Source organism: Amycolatopsis sp. VC5-11 (genome assembly GCF_037034185.1).
Lineage (GTDB): Bacteria > Actinomycetota > Actinomycetes > Mycobacteriales > Pseudonocardiaceae > Amycolatopsis > Amycolatopsis nivea.
On the sequence record NZ_JBAGKF010000004.1, the window covers coordinates 383,246 to 402,518 of the forward strand.

Annotated in this window: 17 protein-coding genes; 5 read left to right on the forward strand and 12 right to left on the reverse strand. The window is 69.1% G+C overall.

Features of this window, described 5'->3' with window-relative positions:
- Position 1 precedes the first annotated feature (1 nt).
- On the forward strand, positions 2–964 hold the full coding sequence (gene meaB, locus WA670_RS16700) for a methylmalonyl Co-A mutase-associated GTPase MeaB (protein ID WP_336158240.1): 963 nt from the start codon (positions 2–4) through the stop codon (positions 962–964).
- On the opposite strand, the gene WA670_RS16705 is transcribed toward meaB, so the two are convergent.
- Positions 961–1,935 (reverse strand): trypsin-like serine peptidase, encoded by a 975-nt coding sequence (locus WA670_RS16705; protein WP_336158241.1) that lies wholly within the window; start codon positions 1,933–1,935, stop codon positions 961–963. The genes meaB and WA670_RS16705 overlap by 4 nt on opposite strands.
- Positions 1,936–2,052: 117 nt before the next feature.
- On the opposite strand from WA670_RS16705, the gene WA670_RS16710 reads away from it, so the two are divergent.
- The 3 genes from WA670_RS16710 to WA670_RS16720 all read left to right on the forward strand — a co-directional run bounded on the left by WA670_RS16710 (position 2,053) and on the right by WA670_RS16720 (position 4,351).
- Positions 2,053–2,790 carry a peptidylprolyl isomerase gene (locus tag WA670_RS16710; RefSeq protein ID WP_043839211.1) on the forward strand — a complete coding sequence of 246 codons (738 nt, stop codon included), beginning with the start codon at positions 2,053–2,055 and terminating at the stop codon, positions 2,788–2,790.
- A gap of 365 nt (positions 2,791–3,155) precedes the next feature.
- A complete protein-coding gene (locus WA670_RS16715) occupies positions 3,156–3,614 on the forward strand; it encodes a carboxymuconolactone decarboxylase family protein (RefSeq protein ID WP_043839588.1) in 459 nt (152 codons plus the stop codon).
- Positions 3,611–4,351, forward strand: a complete 741-nt coding sequence (locus tag WA670_RS16720) for an isocitrate lyase/PEP mutase family protein (RefSeq protein ID WP_037811906.1) — start codon at positions 3,611–3,613, stop codon at positions 4,349–4,351. The genes WA670_RS16715 and WA670_RS16720 overlap by 4 nt, the downstream gene beginning before the upstream one ends.
- A gap of 58 nt (positions 4,352–4,409) precedes the next feature.
- Here the strand turns inward: WA670_RS16720 and WA670_RS16725 are convergent, their stop codons facing one another.
- The 11 genes from WA670_RS16725 to WA670_RS16775 all read right to left on the reverse strand — a co-directional run bounded on the left by WA670_RS16725 (position 4,410) and on the right by WA670_RS16775 (position 15,654).
- Positions 4,410–6,041 (reverse strand): solute symporter family protein, encoded by a 1,632-nt coding sequence (locus WA670_RS16725; RefSeq protein WP_037811905.1) that lies wholly within the window; start codon positions 6,039–6,041, stop codon positions 4,410–4,412.
- Positions 6,038–6,388: a DUF485 domain-containing protein gene (locus WA670_RS16730; protein WP_037811903.1), complete on the reverse strand. Its 351-nt coding sequence runs from the start codon at positions 6,386–6,388 to the stop codon at positions 6,038–6,040. Before WA670_RS16730 ends, WA670_RS16725 begins: the two co-directional genes overlap by 4 nt.
- 72 nt (positions 6,389–6,460) lie before the next feature.
- Positions 6,461–8,173, reverse strand: coding sequence for a sodium/solute symporter (locus WA670_RS16735; RefSeq protein WP_336158242.1), 1,713 nt, complete (start codon positions 8,171–8,173; stop codon positions 6,461–6,463).
- 215 nt (positions 8,174–8,388) lie between these two features.
- Positions 8,389–8,739: a hypothetical protein gene (locus WA670_RS16740; protein ID WP_336158243.1), complete on the reverse strand. Its 351-nt coding sequence runs from the start codon at positions 8,737–8,739 to the stop codon at positions 8,389–8,391.
- 151 nt (positions 8,740–8,890) lie between these two features.
- On the reverse strand, positions 8,891–9,646 hold the full coding sequence (locus WA670_RS16745) for a LytR/AlgR family response regulator transcription factor (protein WP_043839202.1): 756 nt from the start codon (positions 9,644–9,646) through the stop codon (positions 8,891–8,893).
- Entirely contained in the window at positions 9,643–10,692 is a 1,050-nt protein-coding gene (locus WA670_RS16750; protein ID WP_037811896.1) for a sensor histidine kinase, read from the reverse strand. Before WA670_RS16750 ends, WA670_RS16745 begins: the two co-directional genes overlap by 4 nt.
- 101 nt (positions 10,693–10,793) lie before the next feature.
- A complete protein-coding gene (locus tag WA670_RS16755; protein WP_336158244.1) occupies positions 10,794–11,795 on the reverse strand; it encodes an ABC transporter substrate-binding protein in 1,002 nt (333 codons plus the stop codon).
- Positions 11,796–11,826: 31 nt separating this feature from the next.
- Positions 11,827–12,870 carry an ABC transporter permease gene (locus WA670_RS16760; RefSeq protein ID WP_037811892.1) on the reverse strand — a complete coding sequence of 348 codons (1,044 nt, stop codon included), beginning with the start codon at positions 12,868–12,870 and terminating at the stop codon, positions 11,827–11,829.
- Complete coding sequence (locus tag WA670_RS16765) at positions 12,867–13,631, reverse strand: ATP-binding cassette domain-containing protein (protein WP_275293079.1); 765 nt, start codon at positions 13,629–13,631, stop codon at positions 12,867–12,869. The genes WA670_RS16760 and WA670_RS16765 overlap by 4 nt, the downstream gene beginning before the upstream one ends.
- 5 nt (positions 13,632–13,636) lie before the next feature.
- Positions 13,637–14,674, reverse strand: a complete 1,038-nt coding sequence (locus WA670_RS16770) for a class I mannose-6-phosphate isomerase (protein ID WP_037811889.1) — start codon at positions 14,672–14,674, stop codon at positions 13,637–13,639.
- Positions 14,671–15,654, reverse strand: a complete 984-nt coding sequence (locus tag WA670_RS16775; protein ID WP_037811888.1) for a LacI family DNA-binding transcriptional regulator — start codon at positions 15,652–15,654, stop codon at positions 14,671–14,673. The genes WA670_RS16770 and WA670_RS16775 overlap by 4 nt, the downstream gene beginning before the upstream one ends.
- A 317-nt stretch (positions 15,655–15,971) precedes the next feature.
- Here WA670_RS16775 and WA670_RS16780 point away from each other — a divergent pair, with 317 nt between their 5' ends.
- On the forward strand, positions 15,972–19,229 hold the full coding sequence (locus tag WA670_RS16780) for a GH92 family glycosyl hydrolase (RefSeq protein ID WP_336158245.1): 3,258 nt from the start codon (positions 15,972–15,974) through the stop codon (positions 19,227–19,229).
- The last annotated feature ends 44 nt before the right edge of the window (positions 19,230–19,273 follow it).

Below are 19,273 nucleotides of genomic sequence, written 5' to 3' on the forward strand. Positions count from 1 at the left end.
GTTGGCCGGCCCGGACCTCGATGAGCTGGTCGGCCGCGCGCGGGAAGGACAACCGCGCGCGGTCGCCCGGCTCATTTCTCTTGTCGAGGACTCTTCGCCGCGAGTGGCGGACATCGCCCGTGCTCTGACGCCCTACACCGGGCGCGCTCGCGTCGTCGGGCTCACCGGCCCGCCCGGGGTTGGCAAGTCGACGTCGACGTCCGCGCTGCTCACCGCGTTGCGCGGCGAGGGATTACGGGTCGGGGTGCTGGCGATCGACCCGTCGTCGCCGTTCTCCGGCGGCGCGTTGCTCGGCGACCGGATCCGGATGACCGAGCACGCCACCGATCCCGGCGTGTTCATCCGCTCGATGGCGACCCGCGGCCACCTCGGCGGCCTTTCGTGGGCGACCCCGCAGGCGGTGCGGGTGCTCGACGCCGCCGGGTTCGACGTGGTGCTGATCGAGACTGTCGGGGTTGGACAGTCCGAAGTGGACGTTGTGAAACTGGCCGACACCACGGTAGTGCTGCTGGCCCCGGGAATGGGCGACGGCATCCAGGCGGCGAAAGCCGGGGTGCTGGAGATCGCGGACGTGTTCGTGGTCAACAAGGCCGACCGCGACGGCGCCGACGCGACGGTGCACGACCTCAAGCAGATGATCTCCCTGGCGCGGCGCGAAGTGCGCGGACCGAGCTGGCGGCAGCCGATCGTCCGCACGGTGGCAGCGAAGGGCGAGGGCGTCGACGACGTGGTGTCGGCGTTGCGGACGCACCATGAATGGCTTGTGGCGCACGGGGAACTGGACCGCCGCCGCGCCGCCCGCGCCCGGGAGGAGGTCGCCGCGATCGCGTTGCGGAGGTTGCACGCGGAACTGGCGGACCTCCGAGACGGCGACCGGCTGGGCGACCTGGCGGCACGAGTGGTGGCCCGGGAACTGGACCCGTTCGCGGCGGCGGACCGGTTGATCGCGGAGCTGAAGGGCTAACGCGCGGCTTGCGCGACCTCGTACAACGGCTTCGTCACCTTGCCGCTGAACTGCGGCCCCACCAAATACCGCGTGCAGCCCGCATCTCGCTCGCACGGTTTCCCGTCCGCGGCAAAGAATCCCGCGTGCGTGTTGTCCCCGACGACCGTTCCCAGTCCCGTCGACGGGTTGAAGTCGCGTAACCGGGGCCCACCGCTCGAGCCGCCGCCCATGACGCACGCCGCGCCCCACAGATCGGGAGAGTCCGGATAGGTGGGCGTACCGGTCCAATGCCGTGCGGTGCCAGTGCAATATGCCAACCTCGCCCCGGTGTACTCCGGAAGCCCTTCGCGTGCCGGATCGGACGCCGCCCGCGGGTAGCCGAACTGCGTCACCTTCGCGCCGCCCGGCCGGTCGAACCCGATCTGCTGCGCACCGCCGACCGCGTCCTGCACCAGCTGTCCCGCTTCGTTCGGCCCGAGGACTGCGAACGCCTGGTCGTAGGTGTCGAACTTCTGCGCGTTCTGCTGGTCGTTCGCGAGCCAGGTGCGGTCGACGACGCCGATCCGGGCGGCGAACTTCCCGTACGGCGCCTGGCCGTCGTGGTAGCCGGGGATGAACATGACGTGCGCGTTCCAGGCGTTGTGCTCGCCGAGAAGGTCGGTGTTGTTGACGCAATGTCCGGCGGTGACGATCGTGCTGCGGTTCTTGCTGCGGACGACGGTTGCTGTGCAGCTCGCGTCCTCGCCGTGGTCGGTGTAGAACAGCCGGCCGATCGTCTTCGGGAGCGGGCCCGGCCAAGGCGCTCCGTCGGGGCCGCTCTTCGGCGGGTTCTGCGACGACGGTTCGGTCAGCGCGGCCAGGCGTTGCGGGTTCCAGTAGGCGACCACCGCCTGCTGTTCGGCAGCGGAGGACGCGAGCGGTTGCTGAACCGGACCGGCGGGGACGGTCAGCAGTCCGGCGACCAGTCCGGCGAGGAGGGGAGTGATCATGGAACCGCACGGTAGGACGCGGGTGTCAGGAACCGGTCAGGATGCGACTTTCGCCGGAAGCGCGGGCGGTTTCCCGTCCCTATACTGCGATCCTCCGTGCACTGGGAGGGAACCGGAATGAAGAGACTGCTCGTGTCCGTGCTGACCGCGTTGTCGCTGGTCGCCGTCGCTGCACCGGCTTCGGCGGCTTCGGCGCCGCCGAAGGTCACCTCGGGGCCGTGCCAGTACACCTCGACTCCGGACGATCCCGCGGTGCGCCCGGTTTCCCTGCCGCGCGACCCGAAGCACACGCCGGACCACGGCAGTGTCGACGTTGCCGTGTTCTCCAACCAGGGCCTGCTCCCGCTGCGGCTCGACCGCGCGCAGGCGCCGTGCACCGTGCAGAGCTTCCTGCACCTGGCCGCCCACGGCTTCTACAACCAGACGACCTGCCACCGGCTCACCGCGTACCCGACGCTGAAGGTCCTGCAGTGCGGCGACCCGTCCGGCACCGGCGAGGGCGGCCCGGGCTACAAGTTCCGCGACGAACTCCCGACGACGCTCCCGCCCGCCCCGTCCGACCCGACCGGCAAGCGCCGCACGTACGCGCGCGGCCTGCTGGCCATGGCGAACGCCGGCCCGGACACGAACGGATCGCAGTTCTTCGTGGTGTACGGGGATTCCAGCCTGCTGCCGAACTACACGGTCTTCGGCACGGTCGGCTCGGCCGGTTTGCGCACCCTGGACCGCGTCGCGGCGGGCGGCATCCAGCCGGACGCGGACACCCCGCCGGGGAAGACGCCGGTGGACGGGAAACCGGTGCGGAAGACGGACCTGGAGCTGGTTCTGCCGTTGTGCCTGTTCTGCGGCCGCTGACGCCGGGCCTGGCCGTCGCGGCGATCGCCCGGCGGCCGCAACCCTGCGGCTGAACGCTCGACGCGGCCCGGATTACTGGTTTCCCCGGCATTGCCCGCGGGCGATGCCGTCGACCGGGTCCATGCCGTCGAATACCGCTGGCTGGACGCACTCTGTGCGGTGAAGTCGTTCGCCTACCGGCTTCTTGCGGCCAGGTTCTGGCCGTTCGGCGAGCCCGTCTCGAGCGGCTGCGTCGTCACGAATCCGCTCGGGTCGCCTAATCCGTGGGCGACGCCTGCAACGCGCGACCGCGACCCTGACTGGCCCACGCCACCCATGCTGAACTGGACCACCCAGCTAGGCCAATCCCCATTAGCGTGGGCGGCATGACGAAGCGAATCGCGCTCGCCACCGGCGAGTTGTATCGAGCGATGTCCCAGCTGCAAGGCGAGGTGAAGAAGGCCAGCGCGAACGCGGGGCTCGACGTGAAGCTCATCGAGCTCGTCAAGATGCGCGCGTCGCAGATCAACGGATGCGCCTACTGCCTCGACATGCACGCGGCGGAGGCGGTCGCGGCTGGGGAATCGCCGCGGCGGCTTTACGTACTCGAGGGGTGGCGCGAGACCGAGCTGTTCACCGAGCAGGAACGCGCCGCGCTCGCGTACACCGAGGCGATGACCCGGATCTCGGACCACAAGGACGTTCCCGAAGACGTCTACGCCGAGGCGGTCCGCGTCTTCACCGAGGACCAGCATCGCGCGCTCGCGTGGTGTGTCGTCGCCATCAACACCTGGAACCGGCTCATGGTCGCGAGCCACGCTGAGCTGCCGGAGCGTGCGGAGTGAGTGCTGAGGAGTTGCGGGCGCTGCATGTGCCCGGGAAGCCGTTGATTCTGCCGAACGCTTGGGACGCGGATACCGCGCAGGCGGTGCAAGCGGCCGGATTTCCCATCGTGGCAACGAGTTCCGCGGCGGTCGCGGCGGCGCTCGGGCAGGCGGACCACGAAGGCGCGTCGGCGGACGAGATGCTCGCGGCGGCCAAGCGGATCGTGGACGCGGTGTCCGTGCCGGTGACGGTGGACGCCGAGGCCGGTTATGACCTGAGCCCGGCGGATCTCGCGGCCCGGTTGAAGGAAATCGGTGCGGTCGGCTGCAATATCGAGGACACCGACCACGGCAAGGGCGCGTTGCGACCGGCGGCCGAGCAAGCGGGACGGATTGCCGAGTTGCGCCGGGCGGCTGGCGACGGGCTGGTGGTCAACGCACGAGTGGATTCGTTCCTCGGTGCACCGGACGAGCAGGCGGTGCTCGACGACGCCGTGGCTCGCGGGCGCGCGTATCTCGAAGCGGGGGCCGACTGTGTGTACCCGATTCTCGTGCGTTCGCCGGAAGTGCTGGCCGAATTCGTCCGGCAGGTGGGCGGTCCGGTCAACGCTTCGGCGCTTCCCGGCGGTCCGGGGCTGGCCGGGCTTGCCGAACTGGGGGTAGCCCGGATTTCGCTGGGGGCCGGGTTGTGGCGGTATCTTCGCCGGGTGCTGGAAGGCACGCTCGACGGTATCGCGCAGGGGAAGCTGCCGTATTGAAAAAACCGCTGGGCGCCGCGGCGAAAGCGGCACCCAGCGGTTTCAGCGGGACGAAAACTCAGTGCTGCACGGCCTTTTCCGCGCCGGCACCGGTCAGCGCCCGTACTTCCATTTCGGCGAACTTCGCCTTGTCGTTTTCCTTCGACAGGATCGTGCCGAGCCAGCCGAGGACGAACGCGATCGGGATCGAGATCAGGCCCGGGTTGTCGAGCGGGAACCAGTGGAAGTCCACGCCCTGCAGCATCGACGCGCTCTTGCCGGTCTTCGGGTCGACCGGCTTCCCGGAAACGGCGGGCGAGAACACGATGAGCACGATCGTCACGATCAACCCGCCGTAAATGCTCCACAGCGCGCCCTGGGTGTTAAACCGTTTCCAGAACAGCGAGTACAGAATCGTCGGCAGGTTCGCCGAAGCCGCCACCGCGAACGCCAGCGCCACCAGGAACGCGACGTTCTGCCCGTTCGCCAGAATGCCGCCGAGAATCGCGACGATGCCGATCACCACGGCGGTGATCCGCGCGACGCGGACCTCCGAGCCGGTGTTCGCCTTGCCCTTCTTCAGCACGTTCGCGTAGACGTCGTGCGCGAACGATGCCGACGCGGTGATCGTCAATCCGGCGACCACGGCGAGGATCGTGGCGAACGCGATCGCCGAGATCAGCCCGAGCAGGATCGGGCCGCCGAGGTTCAGCGCCAGCAACGGAGCCGCGGAGTTGACGCCGCCCGGGGCCTTCTTGATCGCGTCCGGTCCGACCAGCGCGCCCGCACCGTAGCCGAGCACCAGGGTGAACAGGTAGAACACGCCGATCAGCACGATCGCCCACACCACCGAACGACGCGCCTCGCGCGCGGTCGGCACCGTGTAGAAGCGCATCAGCACGTGCGGCAGGCCCGCGGTGCCCAGCACCAGCGCGATGCCGAGGGAGAAGAAGTCCAGCTTCGTCGTGCCGTTCTTGCCGTACTGCTTGCCCGGCCCGAGCAGCGCTTCGCCGGCCTCGCCCGCCTTGTCGACCGCGCCCTGCAGCAGCGACGAGAAGTTGAAGCCGTACTTGCCGAGCACCCACAGCGTCATCGCCAGCGCGCCGACGATCAGCAGCGCCGCCTTGATGATCTGCACCCAGGTGGTGCCCTTCATGCCGCCGATCAGGACGTAGGCGATCATGATCACGCCGACCACCGCGATCACCAGCGCCTGCGCGGCCTTGCCGTCGATGCCCAGCAGCAGCGCGACCAGCCCGCCCGCGCCCGCCATCTGCGCCAGCAGGTAGAAGAACGACACCACGAGCGTCGAAATCGCTGCCGCCGCGCGCACCGGACGCTGTTTCATCCGGAACGCCAGCACGTCGCCCATCGTGAACTTGCCGGTGTTGCGCAGCAGTTCCGCCACCAGCAGCAGCGCGACCAGCCACGCCACCAGGAAGCCGATCGAGTACAGGAACCCGTCGTAGCCGTACACCGCGATGGCCCCGGCGATGCCGAGGAACGACGCCGCCGACAGGTAGTCGCCGGAGATCGCGATGCCGTTCTGCGGGCCGGTGAACGCACGGCCCGCCGCGTAGTAGTCCGACGCGGTCTTCGTGTTGCGGCTCGCGCGGAACACGATCACCAGGGTGATGACCACGAACAGCGCGAAGATCGTGATGTTGAGCGTCGGGTTGCTGCCCTCGACGCTCGCCGCGAGAGTCTTCACGCCTCCTCCTTCGCCGGGTTCTCGATGTCGTCCTTGATCCGCTCGGCGAGCGGGTCGAGGTTCTTGTTGGCGTAGCGCACGTACAGCCACGTGATGAGGAACGTGGAGACGAACTGCAGGAGCCCGAAGAGGAGGCCGACGGTGAAGTTGCCCGTGATCTTCGTGCTCATGAAGCCGTGCGCGTAGTCGGCGAGCAGGACGTAGAGCAGGTACCAGGCGAGGAACAGTCCGGCCATCGGGAACACGAACCGGCGGAGCCTGCCGCGGAGTTGGCGGAACTCGGCGCTGTCGTGCACCTGCTCCCAGGTCGAGTCCGGCGGGGCGCCGGACGGGTCGCCTGCGCTCATGGGATCTCCCTTGTGCGACGCTGCGGATGTGGTCCGCGACACAGTAGGGAGGACTCCGGGCCAGGGAAACCGTCAGCGGCTCAAACGCCTCGCCGCACGACGAACGGTTGACGAACGGTCACCGGGCGCGGACGAAGGGCGCTCGTCGAGGTGCAGCCGCAGCATCGCGGCCCCGGCCCAGGACGGTGGGCGCCCGCGCAGTGACACCGTGATCATCACGCCGAACGCGAGCGGTACCGACCAGGGTGCCGGTTGCGAGACCAAGATCGCCACCCAACCTTGCATCGGCGGTCCGGCCAGCGCGAACAGGATCGATCCGGACGAGGCGGCCAGACCCGTCAGCACTCCGGCGATCGCGCCTGCGGCGGTGAGCCGCTGCCACCAGATGCCGAGCACGAGCAGCGGGCAGAACGTCGATGCGGCGACAGTGAACCCCCACGTCACCAGCACCCCGGCGTCGAGCCGCGCGGACGGCAGCGCGAGCAGCACCATCGCGATCGCGGCGAACACGACCGTCACGCGAAGGCGACGCAGACCGCCGGGCATCAGGTCGTAGGCGAGCGCGCCGGACATCACCAGCAGCAATCCCAGCGACGTCGCCAGAAACGCCGCGAACGCGCCCGCGGTGAGCAACGCGGTGAACAACTGCCCGGCCCAGCTGTGGTCGACCTGCGACGGGAGCGCGACGACCACCGTGTCGGTGTTGCCGGACAGATACAGCTGCGGCACGAGAACCCGGCCGAGGACGCCGTAAATGCCGGGGAAAAGGTAGAAAACTCCCAGCAGTGCCACGGTAATCGCAGCCGTGCGGCGTGCGGCGCGGCCGTCCGGACTGGTGTGGAAGCGCATCAGGACGTGGGGGAGACCCATCGTGCCGAGGACGGTCGCGATGAGGACCGCCCAGGTGCCGAGCAGCGGGTAGCCCTTGTCGATTTCCAGCAGCGGACGCTGCCAGTCCGGCCCGCCGAGCGCGACTTCTCCGCTGACGCCGGGGACCTGTGCGCCGGCGGCGAAGGTGAGCTGTTCTCCCTTGCGCACCACCAGTTCTCCGGGCGGCAACGTACCGCGGTCCTCGAGCGCGGTGGGTTCGCGGAAGGTGAGGGTGACGTCGTGGTCGAACTGCACCGGGGTGGCGTGCGAAAAGCGGGTGAACTCGACCGGCGTGAGGCTCGCGTCGCGGGTTTCGGCACCGACCTGGAGCACCAGCCACAGCGCGGGAACGAGGAACAGCAGGAGTTTCAGGAAGAACTGGAACGCCTGGACGTACGTCGCCGCGCGCATCCCGCCGAGCGCGAGCGTGACGCTGACCGCGGTGCCCGCGATGACGACGCCGACCCAGTACGGAGTGCCGCCGACCGCGGTGAGCACCAGCCCGGCGGTGCGGAATTGCGGGACCACGTAGATGGTTCCGATCACCAGCACGACCACCGCGGCCAGCCGGCGCAGCGCGGGAGAGGCGAGGCGCGCTTCGGCGAAGTCGGGGACGGTGAGTGCGCCGGATCTGCGCATCGGCGCGGCGACGAGGACCAGCATCGCCACGTATCCCGCGGTGAAGCCGACCGGGTACCAGAGCGCGCCGACGCCGTCCTTCACCATCAGCCCGGCGACGCCGAGGAATGAGGCCGCGGAGAGGTATTCGCCGGAGACCGCGGCGGAGTTGACGAAGGGCGAGATCCGCCGGGACGCCACCAGGAAGTCGGAGGTGGTGCGCATAGCGGCGACCCCGCGCACGCCGATGAGCAGCGTGACGAGGACGACCGGGGCTACCGCGAGCGCGATGTCCATCTATCCGCTCCTGCCCGCTCCGGCTGTGGTCCCAATGTGGCATTGGGTGCATGCGACGCACCGAATGCCACATTGGGTGCGTGAGATGCACCGAATGCCACATTGGGTGCGTGAGATGCACCGAATGCCGCGTTGGGTGCGTGAGATGCACCGAATGCCGCGTTGGGTGCGTGAGATGCACCCAATGCCACATTGGGGCGCTGCGGGCAGTCGGCTCACTGATCGTCCTCGATCTTCTCCGCGCGGCGCAGCTGCCACCACGAGAGCCCGGCCAGCACCGGGTACGGCAGAACCGCGATCAGCAGCCAGGACAGCGGAATCCCCCACAGCCGCACGCTGTCGAGCGACGGGGCGAGCGAGAACAGCACCGGCAAACCCAGCACCAGCACGAACATCCCCACCAGCGCGGGGATCCCGCGTCGCCGCTGGATCCGGTAGAGGACGGCCGCGCGTTCCGCTTCCGGCGCGCGCAGACGGGGCATCCGCCACCGGCCGCGTTCGAGCCGCCGCGACCGGGCGAGCCTCGTCTGCGGACTGGTGACGGCGACCCGCTTGGCGCGGCTCATCGGACGGCCCGCGCAATCCTTGTGCGCGGCGTTGCCGGTTCTAACCGGCTTTGCCGCTCACAAGGTGCCGGGTGCAGTCGGGTTGTCGTGCGTGGCAAAGCCGGTTCTAACCGGCCTAGCCGCTCACGAGCCCCCAAGCACCACCGCCCCCTCACCGAGCACTCCCGAGTTGCCCGCGCTGCGCCGCCTCCAGCAACCGGTCCCGGAGATCCCGCGCATGCCGTCGGCTCACCGGCACATCGCCAGCCTCCGTGTGCGCCAGCAACCCGCCCGTCGTGTCGCTTCGCAGTTCCAGCACCGCGCTCACCGCGAGCAGGAATCCGCGGTGTACCCGGGTAAATCCCGTCCCTTCCCAATATTCTTCGAGCCGCGAGATCGGCATCCGCACCGGATGGACGCCGCCGCGGGTGTGGAGGCGGACGTAGTCGCCGTTGGCTTCGGCGAACAGCACGTCGTCGCGGCGGACGTACCGCGTGCGGCCGCCGGAATCGACCGGCAGCGCGGCCATCGCGTCCGGCGAGGACTGGCGACGGCCGCTCGGCACCAAGCGCGTCACCTTCGCCAGCGCGGCGGAAAGCCGTTCCGTGCGCACCGGTTTCAGCAGATAGTCGACCGCGCCGATGCCGTATGCGGTCACCGCGTGCCCGTCGTGCGCGGTGACGAACACGATCACCGGCGGTTCGGACAGTTTCGCCAGCAGCGACGCGAGCTCCAGCCCGTCCAGGCCGGGCATGGAAATGTCGAGGAAGACCGCGTCGAAGTGGTCTGCCTGCAACAGTTTCAGCGCCTTCAACGCATCGCTCGCGCCGACGACCTCGCCGACCTCCGGCGCCTCGCGCAGCATCCGGCACAGTTCGTCCAACGCCGGCGCGAGATCGTCGACCGCCAGCACCCGCAGCCCGCTCACGGCAGCACCCCCGGCTGGAATCGCGGCACGCGCAGCACGACCCGGGTGCCTTCGCCGACCGCCGTTTCCACGGTCAGCCCGTACCAGGCCCCGTACACCGTGCGCAATCGTCTGTCCACATTGGCCAGTCCGAGCCCGGTGCCGTCGCCGCTGCCCGCGAGGATGGCCGCGGCGCGCTCGGGCTCCATGCCGACCCCGTCGTCCTCGACGCTGATCACGCAGTCGTTCCCTTCCGCCTGTCCGTGCACCTGGACGAGCCCGGTGCCCGACCGCGGCTCGATGCCGTGCCGGATCGCGTTCTCCACGAGGGGTTCGAGTACCAGGTACGGCACCGCCACCGCAAGCACCTCCGGCGCGACCCGCACCTGCACCTTGAGCCGTTCGCCCAGCACCGCCCGCTGCAGCGCGAGATACGTCTCCACCGCGCGGAACTCCTCGGCGACGACGGTGTACTCGCCGTGCCGCGACAGGCTGTAGCGGGTGTAGTCGGCGAAATCGAGCATCAGGTCGCGGGCGCGGTCCGGTTCCGATCGGACGAACGAGGCGATCACGGTGAGCGCGTTGTACACGAAATGCGGCGACATCTCCGCGCGCAGCGCCCGGAGTTCGGCTTGCGCCGCCTGGTCCGCCGAAGCTTCGAGCCGACCCCGTTCCAAAGACTGCACGACCAAGTCCGTCGCCTGCCGCGTCACCGCGCCGGGTACCTCGCCGACCAGCAGCAACGCGCCCGCCAGTTCGTCGTGGACGTGCAACGGGACCGCCGTCACGCCCCGCGAGGTGATCGGCTCCTCCTGGTGCAGCACGTCGTCCAGGATTTGGGACACCGCGTCGTCAGCTCCGGGGCGGCCGGACCACATCAACGTGCCGGAGAGATCGGAGAGCCCTAGTCCGGCGACGTCGAAAAGCCGTCGCAGACCGTGTACGGCGCGCCGGGCGCGGACTCCGGACAGGCCGTCTTTCAGGTCGTCGGCGACCTTCCGCGCCGCGCCGAGCACGCCGACGGCGTCCGGGCGGGAGCGCCACGGCAGCCGGGCACTCTCGGTCATCGACGAGCCTCCCCTCGGGTACCTGGGGGAGTAGATACTAGCCCGTAACAAGGCGAAGGGGACTTTCCGTGCGGAAAGTCCCCTTCGATCGCGACCAGAGGCTAGCAGCTCTGCTTGTAGAAGTACTGCGAATTGGCGTCCAGGTCGTCCTTGGTGATCGAGTGCAGCTGCGCGGTCAGGTTCCGCTCGGTCGGCTTGCCCTCGAGCGCGGCCACCGCCTGGTCGACGCCCTTCGTGCCGATCTGCGCCGGGTCCTGGGCGATGAGCGCCTGGTACTCGCCCTTCTTCAGACCGTCCACTTCGGACGGGCTGGCGTCGAAGCCGACCAGGTTGACCTTGCCGATCTTGCCCGCGTTGCGCAGGCCGGTCGCCGCGCCCTCGCCGGTGTTGAGGTTGGTGGCGAAGATGCCGACGAGATCCGGCGTCGAGGCCAGCGCCGCGGTGACCTTCGACGCTGCCTGGTCCGGCTCGTTCTGAGTGAACTGGATGCCCACCGACTTGAGGTTCGAGTGGTTCTTCAGCTCGTCCTCGAAGCCCTTCGCCCGGGCGGCGGTGGTGGAGGTGCCCGCGATGGTGTCGAGGACCAGCACCGAACCCGGCTTGTCGCCGACGAGCTTCGCCATGGTCTGCGCGGCGAGCTTGCCGCCCTCGGCGTTGTCCGAGGACACCGACGACACCGCGACGCTCTTGTCCTTGAGCGAGGTGTCGACCTCGACGATCTTCGTGCCGCGGTTTTTCACCTGCTGGATCGGCGCGAGCATCGCCTGGTCGTCGGTCGGCGCGATGAGCAGCGCGGCGGGCGGATTGGAGCCCATCGCGTTGACGATCGACGTCTGCATGGCCGCGTCGAACTTCTGCGGCGCCTGCGTGGTCAGTTCGTAGCCGAGCTTCTTCGCTTCGGCCTGCGCGCCGCACTGCATCGAGATGTAGAACGGTTCCGCCTGTACGCCGGGCACCAGCGCGAGTTTCTTGCTGTTCGCGGAGTTGCCGCCGGGCTTGTCCCCGGACCCGCTCTGCCCCACCTGCCCGGAGCCGCACGCGGCCACCAGCATGGCCGCGGACGCGAGCGTCCCCGCGGCGAGGACGGTTTTGCTAAATTTCATCGTAAGCACCTCTTTGTACTCGGGAACCGATTCAGCGGGAGTTGCGCTTGCGGCGGCGGCGCTGGTCGAACCACACCGCCGCGATCAGGACGGCGCCGACCGCGATCATCTGCCAGAAGTCCTGCACGTGCGTGATGTTGAAGCCCTTCTTCAGCACCGCCGGGATGAACACCCCGATCACCGTGCCGAGCATCGAGCCGACGCCGCCGAAGAGGCTCGTGCCGCCCATCACCGTCGCGGAGATGGCGTTGAGGTTGTCGTTGGTGTGCGCCGAGATCGTGGTCGACGCGTAATAGGCGAGCGACAGGAAACCCGCGATTCCGGCGAGGAAACCAGTGAGCAGGTACACCTTCAGCAGGTGCGCGGTCACACCGATGCCTGAGCGTCGCGCCGCCTCGGCGTTCGAGCCGACCGCGAACGTGTAGCGGCCGAACCGCGTGGTGTGCAGCAGCCACGCACCGATCAGCGTGATCACCACGGCCACCAGCACGAGGTTCGGGACCCCGCCGAACGACGTGCCGTAGCCGAGGGTCTTGTTCAGTTCGGTGGGCACGCTGCGCACGTCCGACCCGCCGTTGAGCAGGTACGACGCGCCGAGCGCCGCTCCCATCGTGCCGAGCGTGACGATCAGCGGCGGAATGCCCGCCACCGCGATGAGGAAGCCGTTGATCAGGCCCCAGACCGTGCCCGCGAGCACCGCCGCGACAAGCCCGACGGTGATGACGCCCCAGCCCGCGTGCGAGGCGTCGCCGCCGCTGAGCGCTTCCATGGTCTTGCCCGCGACCATCCCGGCGAAGATCAGCACCGACCCGACGGACAGGTCGATGCCGGAGGTGATGATCACGAACGTCATGCCGACCGAAAGCACCAGCAGCACGGACGTTTCGATCAGCAGCGTCTGGAAGGTGAACAGCGTCGCGAACTCGGCGGGCGCGATGGCGGTGAACACCGCGATCAACGCGATCAGCACCAGCGCGATCCAGAACGTATTGGCCCCGATGAGCCGTTTCCCCAGCGGACGCTTGCCGAACCCGCCGTCCACAGTGGCCTGGATATCCTTCACCGGAGCGCTCATGCCGCCTCCTCCTGAACGAGAGCCCCGGTCATCGCCGCGACCAGGTCCTCGAGCTTCGTGTCCGCACCGGCGAATCGGGCCACCCGCTTGCCCAGACGCAGCACCTCGATCCGATCCGACACCGAAAGCACCTCAGGCATGTTGTGGCTGATCAGCACGACCGCGATGCCCTTGTCGCGGACCTTCTTGATCACGTCCAGCACGCGTTCGCGCTGCACCACCCCGAGCGCGGCGGTCGGCTCGTCCATGAACACGACCTTCGAAGCCCACACCACCGACCGTGCCACCGCCACGCTTTGCCGCTGCCCGCCGGACAGCGAACCGATCGGCACGTCGGTGCTCTGCAGAGTCACGCCGAGCCGCTCGAACTCGACGACCGCCTGGCGGCGCATCTCCGCCTTGTCCAGCATGCCGAGCTTGCCGAGGATGCCCTTGCGCGGGATTTCCCGGCCCAGGAACAGATTCGCCGCCGGGTCCAGCTCCGGCGCGACGGCGAGATCCTGGTACACCGTCTCGATCCCGGCCCGGCGCGCGGCCACCGGCGAGTCGAGATGGACCTCTTTCCCGTCGAGCAAGATCCGGCCCGACGTCGGCTGTTCGGCTCCGGACAGGCACTTCACGAGCGTGGACTTGCCCGCGCCGTTGTCGCCGATCAATGCGGTCACCTCACCCGCGCGCGCCTGGAAAGACGCGCCGCGCAAGGCTTCCACCGATCCGTAGTGCTTGGTCAGGTCCACCGCGTCGAGCAGGATCTCGCTCATCGGCGCTAACTCCTTTCCGGGGCGGGCGGACGGCAGCGGATGACGGTGAGCGAGCCGGACAGCTCGGTCTGGCCCGCGGCGAACGGCACCGCGTAGGTGTCGCCCTTGGTCATCGGGAACTCGCCGCCGTGCTCGGTGCGCAGGGTGCCTTCGCCGTCGAGCGCGACGAGCACGCTGAACGACGGGTCGAGCGAGAACGCGTTGCCGGACAACTGAATGCGGTCGGCGCGGAAGAACTCCGCCGAGCCCGGCGCGAGCAAGTCCACTGTGGTCGCTTCGTCGCCGGAGGTGTGCTTCACGATCGTCTTGAGCCGGTCGTCGTCCCAGCCCGAGGTGTCGAGCGTTTCGATCGCGGTGTCGAAGCCGATCCCGAGGTGGCCCTTTTCCGGCGAGGCAAGGAAATCACGCCATTCCAGGGTCAGCGAGAAGTCCGTCGGCTGCTGCAGTTCGACCACGAAGACGCCTTCGCCGATCGCGTGCGGCAGCCCGGCCGGGATGTAGACCGTGTCGCCTGCTTGCACCGGGATGCTGTTGAGCGCGCCCAGCATGCTCGGCGCGTCCTGTTCGCGGGTCCACTCGGCGACGGTTTCCTTGCTCAGCGTCTCCCGGAAACCCGGGTAGACGCGCGGGTCGTCGCCGTAGGTGCCGACCACGATCCACGCCTCGGTCTTGCCGAAGTGCGAGTCGAAGTGCTTGCGGGCAAAGGAATCCGACGGGTGGAAGTGCACCGGAAGCCGCTGTCCGGCGTCGAGCAGCTTGACCAGCAGGCCGGTCGAGTCGCCGAGCTTGGCGACGTGCGCCGCGCCCAGCCACGCGACCGGGTCGGCGCCGACCGCGTCGCGCAGCCAGATCCCGCTGGGCAGCTTGGTGAGACCGTTGGTCTCCTGGCCGAACATGGTGGTGACGGAACCGACCCAGTCCTCCGGCCCGAACTTCGAGTCGGTGCCGGTGGCGCCGCGCAGGGCGGCGATGGCGTCGCCGCCCCGGTAGAACTGCGGCGGCTGGTTGGCCGGGAGTGCGACCGGCTCGAGGTGCTGGGTCACAGGGCGGCCTCACCGGAACCGCGGGCGACTAGGTGCACGGGCAGAACTACCTTTCTCGGGGCGGACTGATCGCCCTGGATGCGGGCGAACAGCAGCTCGGCCGCTGCGTGCCCGAGGGCGCTGACGTCGTGGGCGATCACGGTGACCGGCGGGTCGAGCAGGTCCGCCAGTTCGAAATCGTCGAAGCTCACCAGCGCGGGCCGGTGCTCGGCGTGCGCGAGCGCGCGCAGCAGGTGCACCGCGACCCGGTTGTTGCCCGCGATCACGGCGGTGGCCGGGTTCGGGCCGCCGGCCAGCTTGCGCACCGCGTTGCCGACGGTTTCCGGCGTCGGCGTCTGCATCGCCACGAGGCTCTCGTCGTAGGAGATCCCGTTGCGCACACAGCCTTCCCGGAAGCCGCGCAGCCGCTCGGCGGCGGTGAAGATGTCCGGGCTGTCGCCGAGGAACGCGATGCGCCGGTGGCCGTGCCGCACGAGATGGCTGACCGCCTCGATGGTGCCGCCGAGGTTGTCCACGAGCACGGTGTCGGCCACGATGTCGCCGGCCGGCCGGTCGAGGAACACCACCGGCGTGCCCGCGCGCATTTCCGGCACGAGATAGCCGTGCTGCAGCCCGGCGGGCACGATCAGCAGCCCGTCCACGCGCCGCGCGCAGAACTCCAGCGACAGCTCGCGCTCGCGGTCGGAATTCTCGCCGGACGACCCGGTCAGCACGTGTCTGCCGAAGGACGTCGCGATCCGTTCCACCGCGCGGTTCAGCTCGGAGTAGAAGGGGTTGCCGACGTCTTCGACGACCAGGCCGATGGTGCCGGTGGTCGAGCCGCGGCGCAGGTTGCGGGCGCCGAGGTTCCGGCGGAACCCCAGCTGTTCGATCGCGGCCACCACGCGTTCGGCGGTGTCCGGATGCACCGCGGGCTCGTCGTTGACGACCCGCGACACCGTTTTGATGCTGACGCCGGCCAGCCGCGCCACATCGCTCATCGTGGCCCGCCTGCTGGCGGGGCGGGGAAGCCCGTCCGCGTCCCGGCCCGAGTGAGACAACGTTGTCATAATGCGGGGGATTGGACACCATCCGGCCGCTTCGTGTCAATGGCCGCCGACCGGCTGTGCCCTGGGCGACGAATCCGCTGGTGCGGATGGTGGACATCGTTGTCTCGAATCGGACAGGCTCTCACCGCGGTCTTGACGATCCGGTGAGCCATTGCCGAAGGTAGCCCGCATCGACGGTGCGCGACAAGGTTGTCATCGATGCCTCGAGGTCGGTGACGGCGGGTTCGCGCCGGACAACTGGAGAGGCGATGGCGATGGCGCGAGCGCGCTGGAGAGCCGGACTGATCTTCCTGACTTCCGCGGTCGTGGCGACTGGGGCCTCCTTGGCCCCCGCTGCCCCCGCACTGGCCGACACCGGGGCGAACGCCGCGAAGACCGCTGACCTGGCGAAGTGGGTGAACCCGTTCGTCGGCACCCGGCCCGGCGGCGCGGACCACGGGACCGGCGGCGGCGCGGGCAACACCTTCCCCGGCGCGGTCGCGCCGTTCGGCATGGTGCAGTGGAGCCCGGACACGAAGAAATCCCAGCCGGGCGGCTATTTCTACGACGACAACACGATCACCGGCTTCAGCCTCACGCACCTTTCCGGCGCGGGCTGCACCACGTATCAGGACCTGCCGTTCATGCCGTACGTCGGCGAGATCAGCACGTCGCCCGCGACCGATCCGGGCCACTACACCTCGACCTTCGACCACAAGAACGAGCACGCGACGGCCGGCGCGTACGACGTCGCCCTCGACAACGGGGCGAAGGTCGAACTGAGCGCGACCCAGCGCACCGGTTCTGGCCGCTTCACCTACCCGGCGGGCGCGGCGTCGACGTTGCTGGTCAACACTTCCGGCTCAGTCAACGGCACCGACGACGCGTCGATCAGCATCGGCAAGGACACCATCAGCGGCTGGGCGACCAGCGGCCGGTTCTGCGGCGCGAAGAACTCCTACCGGGTCTACTTCTCGGCGAAGTTCGACACCCCGTTCGAGTCGGTCGGGACGTGGAAGAACGGCGCGGTGACGCCGGGCAAGACCGCGGAGACCGGCGGCGCCAGGGCGAAGGTCGCCCAGCCCAACGGCATCGGTTCCTCGATGGCGCGCCCGGCGAAGGCCAAGCCACAGGACACCACGGTCAGCGGACCGGGCAGCGGCGGGTACGTGACCTTCCCGAACCTCAACGGCGCGCAGGTCAACGTCCAGGTCGGACTGTCCTTTGTGTCCGTAGACGGGGCGAAGGCGAACCTGAAGGCGGAGAACAACGGCAAGAAGTCGTTCGACCAGGTGGCCGCGTCCGCGCGGCAGGCGTGGAACGACCAGCTCGGCAAGATCCAGGTCAGCGGCGGCAGCGACGCCGACACCACGACGTTCTACACCTCGCTGTACCACTCGCTGATCCAGCCGAACGTGTTCTCCGATGTGGACGGTCGCTACCCAGGCTTCGACGGCCGGATCCACCAGGCCGACCGCGGCCACGCGATGTACACCAACATCTCCGGCTGGGACATCTACCGCTCCGAAGTCCCGCTGCTGGCCACGATCGCGCCGAAGCAGACCTCGGACCTCGTGCGCTCGATGATGGCCTTCGCCGAACAGGGCGGTTCGTGGGACCGCTGGACGGTGGCGAACGACTACACCGGCGTGATGAACGGGGATCCGTACCACATCATCGTTTCCAGCGCCTACGCGTTCGGCGCGCGTGACTTCGACGCGCAGAAAGCGTTGCTGCTCATGATCAAGGGCGCGACGCAGCCGACGCAGGGCTACACCGAACGGCCGGGTCTGCAGGACTACCAGCGGCTCGGCTACGTGCCCGGCGCGGCGGCGGACACCCTGGAGTACACGAGCGCCGACTTCGCCATCGCCCAGTTCGCGAAGCGGCTCGGCGACAGCGCCACGTACACCACGTTCATGAAGCGCGCGCAGTACTGGCAGAACCTCTACAACCCGGGCAGCGGACACCTGCAGCCGCGCAACGCGGACGGCTCGTTCTCCGGGAACTACGACCCGGCCAGCTCGCAGGGCTGGGTCGAGGGCAACGGCGCGCAGTACGACTGGATGGTCCCGTACGACCTCGCCGGTCTCGTGACCGCGTTCGGCGGCACCACCGCCACGCAGTCGCGTTTGGACACTTTCTTCACGAAGCTGAACGCCGGGACCCATGAGCCGTACGCGTTCCTGGGCAACGAGCCGAACTCGAACGCGCCGTACGTGTACTCGTTCGCCGGTGCTCCGGCGAAGACGCAGAACATCGTGCGCCGGGCGATGGACGAGCTGTACAACCCGCGTCCGGAAGGCTTGATCGGCAACGACGACCTCGGGCAGATGTCGTCCTGGTACGTCTGGTCCGCGCTCGGCGTCTACCCGGAGATCCCGGGCCGCGCGGAAACCGTGCTGACCACGCCGCGTTTCGCGCACGCCGAGGTGACCACCGGGGCGGGCAAGAAGATCACCGTCAACGCTCCCGGCACCGGCGAGTACACCAGCGGCCTGAAGGTGAACGGCGGCACGGCCACCAAGGCGTGGCTGTCGGAAGGCCTGATCTCGCAGGGCGGCAAGCTGGACTTCACTCGCTCGACGACCGCGACCGCGTGGGGTTCCGCTCCGGCTGACGCGCCGCCGTCGTTCCGCGAACAGGAGAAGCCGAGCCTGTCCTTTGTGGACCCGGCACGCGCGGTGGTGCCCGCTGGCACGACCTCGACCGCTTCGGTGGGCGTGCAGGATCTGTCCGGCACCGCCAGGACCTGGACCTACTCCGCGGGCAGCGCGGACGGCATCACGCTGACCCCCGCGACCGGTTCCGTCCAGGTTCCCGCGGCGGGCAAGGGCCACGCTGACGTGACGGTGAGCGTTCCGGCGGGCACCTCCGACGGTCCGCGCCGGATCCCGGTCACCTTCTCCTCGCCGGGTCTCGCGGACGTCCAGGCGGTGCTGACCGTCCTGGTGGCGAAGCCGAACAGCTGGCTGGCCACGGTGAACAACACCGGGCTGTCGCCGGACTCCAACTCGGCGGCCGGGAACTTCGACGGCGGTGGCTGGAGCTACTCCGCGGACGCACTGGCCAAGGCCGGCGCCAAGCCGGGCAGCACGGTGTCGAGCGACGGGCTGAACTTCACCTGGCCGTCGTTCCCGGTCGGCGACCCGGACAACGTCGTGGCCTCGGGACAGACGATCAACCTGTCCGGTTCGGGACGGCTCGCGCTGCTCGGCTCCGCCAGCAACGGCAACGCGCAAGGCACGCTCACCGTCACCTACACCGACGGCAGCAAGTCCACTGCCACCATCGGATTCTCGGACTGGACTCTCGGCGGCGGCGGAGCGCAGCCGGCGTTCGGCAACCGGATCGTCCTGTCCACGCCGTACCGCAATTCCGCGGGCGGCGACCCGCAGCAGATCCGCACGATGGTGTTCGCCACCGCGCCGATCACGCTGGACGCGGGCAAAACCGTCGCGAGCGTGACGCTGCCGAGCGGCGTCAGCGGCGGCTCCCTGCACGTGTTCGCCATCGCCGCGGGCTGATCCACTCGTTCCGCAGAAGGGCTCCCGGCGGGAATTCCCGCGGG

What these genes read in the sequence shown, in the direction of transcription:
- WA670_RS16705 (WP_336158241.1), bottom strand. Translation starts at nt 1,935, where the DNA reads ATGATCACTCCCCTCCTCGCCGGACTGGTCGCCGGACTGCTGACCGTC.
- WA670_RS16710 (WP_043839211.1), top strand. Translation starts at nt 2,053, where the DNA reads ATGAAGAGACTGCTCGTGTCCGTGCTGACCGCGTTGTCGCTGGTCGCC.
- WA670_RS16715 (WP_043839588.1), top strand. Translation starts at nt 3,156, where the DNA reads ATGACGAAGCGAATCGCGCTCGCCACCGGCGAGTTGTATCGAGCGATG.
- WA670_RS16730 (WP_037811903.1), bottom strand. Translation starts at nt 6,388, where the DNA reads ATGAGCGCAGGCGACCCGTCCGGCGCCCCGCCGGACTCGACCTGGGAG.
- WA670_RS16735 (WP_336158242.1), bottom strand. Translation starts at nt 8,173, where the DNA reads ATGGACATCGCGCTCGCGGTAGCCCCGGTCGTCCTCGTCACGCTGCTC.
- WA670_RS16740 (WP_336158243.1), bottom strand. Translation starts at nt 8,739, where the DNA reads ATGAGCCGCGCCAAGCGGGTCGCCGTCACCAGTCCGCAGACGAGGCTC.
- WA670_RS16750 (WP_037811896.1), bottom strand. Translation starts at nt 10,692, where the DNA reads ATGACCGAGAGTGCCCGGCTGCCGTGGCGCTCCCGCCCGGACGCCGTC.
- WA670_RS16755 (WP_336158244.1), bottom strand. Translation starts at nt 11,795, where the DNA reads ATGAAATTTAGCAAAACCGTCCTCGCCGCGGGGACGCTCGCGTCCGCG.
- WA670_RS16760 (WP_037811892.1), bottom strand. Translation starts at nt 12,870, where the DNA reads ATGAGCGCTCCGGTGAAGGATATCCAGGCCACTGTGGACGGCGGGTTC.
- WA670_RS16765 (WP_275293079.1), bottom strand. Translation starts at nt 13,631, where the DNA reads ATGAGCGAGATCCTGCTCGACGCGGTGGACCTGACCAAGCACTACGGA.
- WA670_RS16775 (WP_037811888.1), bottom strand. Translation starts at nt 15,654, where the DNA reads ATGAGCGATGTGGCGCGGCTGGCCGGCGTCAGCATCAAAACGGTGTCG.
- WA670_RS16780 (WP_336158245.1), top strand. Translation starts at nt 15,972, where the DNA reads ATGGCGATGGCGCGAGCGCGCTGGAGAGCCGGACTGATCTTCCTGACT.